Here is a 3,738-nt window from a genome sequence, read left to right as displayed (position 1 = left end):
GGTCTTAGGGTCTTTTTTCGCTCCCACAGGTGCAAGATTTTGAGAGAATCATGTTTCAAAACCTTACATCTTCATCGGCCCGCGTCCTGTAGGGGCGAAGCATTCGGGCATAACCTATCGCTGAAACCGTAGATTTCCTATCCGAATGCTTCGCCCCTACTTTTTCAGCAGACCCTAAATAATCAGTTTTTAATAAACGGATTTAGGATCAGACTTATCTGAAATGACTAGAATTTCATCCATAGATAAAAATCTATGACTGAAGACGTAAAAGTTGATTGACTTTATGGATTCCATGATTTAAGCTTAGTGATTCGTATCACTCAGTTGTATCGCAAAACTCAAGTTTGTTTGAATTGCCCCTACCATTCCTGTTTTGTCACCATTTTCAAAAGGACAGGCGATCGCCGTAACGAAGAACCGACAGGAATCAATCAGACAGAGTATAGTCATTTCAATTAAAATTGATAAATAAATGCCCGATTTCATACTAAATCCAGTTATCAAAGACTGATTATCTATTTCTCCTTTTGCATGAGTGCATGAGTGCATGAGTGCCTGTCCTGATATGTAGCCTATACTCAACGGATTTAGTAGTATCATAAGGTTTTCATCGGTCAAGATTGTATCAGAATTATCTGAAATGACTCTAGTTTCATCCATAGATAAAAATCTATAACTAAAGACATAAAAATTTATAACTAAAGACATAAAAATTGATTGACTTTATGGATTCCATGGTGTTATAGTAGGTGATATGGATCACTCGGTTGTATCGCAAAACTCAAGTTTGAGTTGAATTGCCCCTATGATTCCTTTTTTGTCACCATTTTCAAACAGATCAAGGAAATGCACAGGTAATTGTCGACCATCAAGGACAGGTGATCGCGAGTAATTGTGCTGTGAACCTGTAAATTTCTACTGACGGTGACATCCGTTTGGCACTGAAGCGCAACGACAACAGGTTAAGCTTCAGAGCTTGCTGCCTTGAATACCTTTACTCTTTTCTAACCTATTGCCTACATATGGAATCAACCACTATTGTAACTACCGCTCAGTCATCGCCAAAGAACACCCTTGATGATCAGAAGAAAGTAACTGAGAACGAGCAAATACCAAATAGTAATAACGCAACCAGTAACATTGATGAGTTGTTAGAGGAGGTTATCGGTGACAAAAATTTAAATCAACTCTCCCGACAAGATTTAAATGAGCTTTTGGACAAAGTTGATTTTTTAGGTGCAATTGGACTTGATACTGCGGGAGAAAAGATACCAACAGAAGTTGGCAAGAGATCAGACAATGGTGAGAGCGGCAATAACAAAAATTCAAGTTCTACCTCAAGTCTTACCTCAAGTTCTACCTTAAGTCTTACCTCAAGTGTCTCACAACCAGATTTAGTGGGCAGTTTTGGCACGATTAATTTGCCAACTACGGTTGACTTCGGCGCTCAGGGAACTGCACAGGTAATTGTCACCAATCAAGGACAGGGGATCGCCAGTGGTCCCAGTACTGTCAAACTGTACATTTCCACTGACGGTCAGATTGACAGTAACGATGCCTTACTCACCAGTGTCAGCACAAACTTGAACCTAGACGCCGAGCAGTCAGTCACCTTAGACTTAACGTATAACAACAATACTTCAGTCATCGCTCCGGGGGCTTACTTTCTCATTGCTGAAGTCGATGCAGATAACCAAATTGCCGAACAACTGGAAACCAATAATGTCACCAGTAAATTAGTATCGGGACTCAATACTAATGCCGTCATCGACTGGAATGCGATCGCCTTAAATGCGATTCAAGCCGAGGGAAAAGCGGGGCGGGGAGTCGCGCCGACAGTAGGTTCTCGCTTAATGGCGCTGGTTTCTACTGCCGTCTATGATACGGTCAATGCCTTCAACACTTTATATCCCTCCTACGCTGTAAATGTGAACGCACCAGGGAATACCTCGTTGGGGATGGCGGCAGTTGGTGCTGCTTATCGAGTTCTCTCTACTCAATTATCTGGACAAAGTAGCTTGTTCTCACAGCAATTATCCAATTCTCTGGCGGAGATTCAGGACAGTGCCACCGCTGAAAGCCGGGGGTTTAATTTTGGCATTTTAGTAGCCAATCAGAGCATCAGTTTACGCGCTAATGATGGTTCTAACGACAATACGCCTTTCACTGCGCCACCGGGAGACTATGTCTGGAGACCAGAAACCTCGGGCCCCACTGCTGGGGTAGCAGTCGGTGCCAACTGGGGGGGAGTAGATACTTGGGCAATTGGTGACATTGACCAGTTTGTCTCGGAAAATGCTCTTGATGTGACTCTTGATGGCCGTCCCGACAATCCTAGTGATGGTGGTGCATTGTATGCCGAAGAAATTGAAGAAGTCCGGCTCTACGGCGGCTTGGAAGACACTGCTCTGACTACCACTTTACGCACAGAAGACCAGACAGAAATAGCTATTTTCTTCGCTTATGACCGGGCTGATACCTTCCGTCCCTACGGTCACTTAAACCAAATTGCTCAAGGTATTGCCGTCGACGAGGGCAATACCTTGCAAAAAGATGCCAGTCTATTTGCCGCGTTAAATACTGCGCTGGCGGATGCGGTAATCGTCGCTTGGAAAGAGAAATACACTGAACTCCAACCTCGCCCTGATGACATAATTGCCGGAGGATTTGCGGCTAATGACGGGTTAGCTTCTACGGTGGGCGATCCCAATTGGAAACCCTTGCTGTCACCATTAATGGGGGTTAATTCGCCACCTTTCCCGGATTATATGTCAGGGCATTCTGCCATGGGGGGAGCATTTGCTGGAGTGATGACCGAATATTTTGGAGACAACTATGTGTTTAGTGCTGTCTCCCAAGAACTTCCCGGTGTCGTTCGTAATTTCGATAGCTTCTATGAAGCGGGAATGGAAGATGCCATCAGCCGTCTTTATGGCGGAGTTCACGTCCGTGAGGCTTGCATTGATTCTTTTGAAATGGGGTTAGCTGTTGGCGATTTTGTTGCGGCAAATTTCTTTCAGCCGCCTGCCTTCTAATATTATGTCGAGTTGAACGAACCTGCATCAGTCCCCACCCTCAGCAACGCACCGGTGGGGAAGGTGCAGGGGGCGGCAATTTGAGGACTCGATGTCCGAAAAATGGCCAACTAAATTTTAATGGTAAATCCCATGCTTTAGGTGATATCGGTCGCACTTGGGAATTATCCCTGGAAAGGGTGCGACAAATTGAGTCGAAAGCGTTGCAAAAACTGCGTCAATCCCAGCGACGTAATCAAATTCGCGATTATTTTGAAGCGTTGAGTTAGTTAGATCACCAACAGAATATCCCTACTAGGGAGTTAAATAGGGTTTGCTGAATAAATCTAAACCTTGTTGGATAATATCTTTAGACTTTTTGGAAATCAAAAAGTACCGGCCTTGGGAGTGATCGGGGGGAAAATTCAGGGACTTTTTCCCTGAAAATTAGGTAATTGACCACCTGAAAATCAATCGGTAAAACCCTACACCCCACACCCCACCTGCCCCCCCGATGTCGGGGGGGTTGGGGGGCCACACCCTACCCCCAGGAAAAACTTTTTGCCGCAAACCCTAAATAGGGTTTGCTGAATAAGTACGGGCGAAGCATTCGGATAGAAAATCTACCTTTTCACCGATAGGTTATTGTCCGAATGCTTCGCCCCTACAGGACGCGGGCCGATGAAGACGCAAGGTTTTGAACGACGATTCTCTCAAAATC

2 protein-coding genes and 1 pseudogene are annotated in these 3,738 nt (G+C 44.7%); 2 read left to right on the top strand and 1 reads right to left on the bottom strand.

Annotated features, from left to right (window positions below; all coding sequences use genetic code 11):
• Positions 1-306: 306 nt before the first annotated feature.
• Complete coding sequence (locus tag O9300_RS03485) at positions 307-711, bottom strand: hypothetical protein (RefSeq protein WP_287970075.1); 405 nt, start codon at positions 709-711, stop codon at positions 307-309.
• Between the two features lie 314 nt (positions 712-1,025).
• Here O9300_RS03485 and O9300_RS03480 point away from each other — a divergent pair, with 314 nt between their 5' ends.
• Positions 1,026-3,038 (top strand): CARDB domain-containing protein, encoded by a 2,013-nt coding sequence (locus tag O9300_RS03480; RefSeq protein WP_287970073.1) that lies wholly within the window; start codon positions 1,026-1,028, stop codon positions 3,036-3,038.
• A 119-nt stretch (positions 3,039-3,157) separates the two neighbouring features.
• Positions 3,158-3,307 (top strand): annotated as a pseudogene (locus O9300_RS03475) (sigma factor-like helix-turn-helix DNA-binding protein); the annotation flags it as partial.
• Positions 3,308-3,738 lie beyond the last annotated feature (431 nt).

Source organism: Microcystis sp. LE19-195.1E (genome assembly GCF_027532095.1).
Lineage (GTDB): Bacteria > Cyanobacteriota > Cyanobacteriia > Cyanobacteriales > Microcystaceae > Microcystis > Microcystis aeruginosa.
Note: the sequence above shows the minus strand (reverse complement) of the source record. Positions and strands in the feature narration are given on the sequence as shown.

What these genes read in the sequence shown, in the direction of transcription:
- O9300_RS03485 (WP_287970075.1), bottom strand. Translation starts at nt 711, where the DNA reads ATGTCTTTAGTTATAAATTTTTATGTCTTTAGTTATAGATTTTTATCT.
- O9300_RS03480 (WP_287970073.1), top strand. Translation starts at nt 1,026, where the DNA reads ATGGAATCAACCACTATTGTAACTACCGCTCAGTCATCGCCAAAGAAC.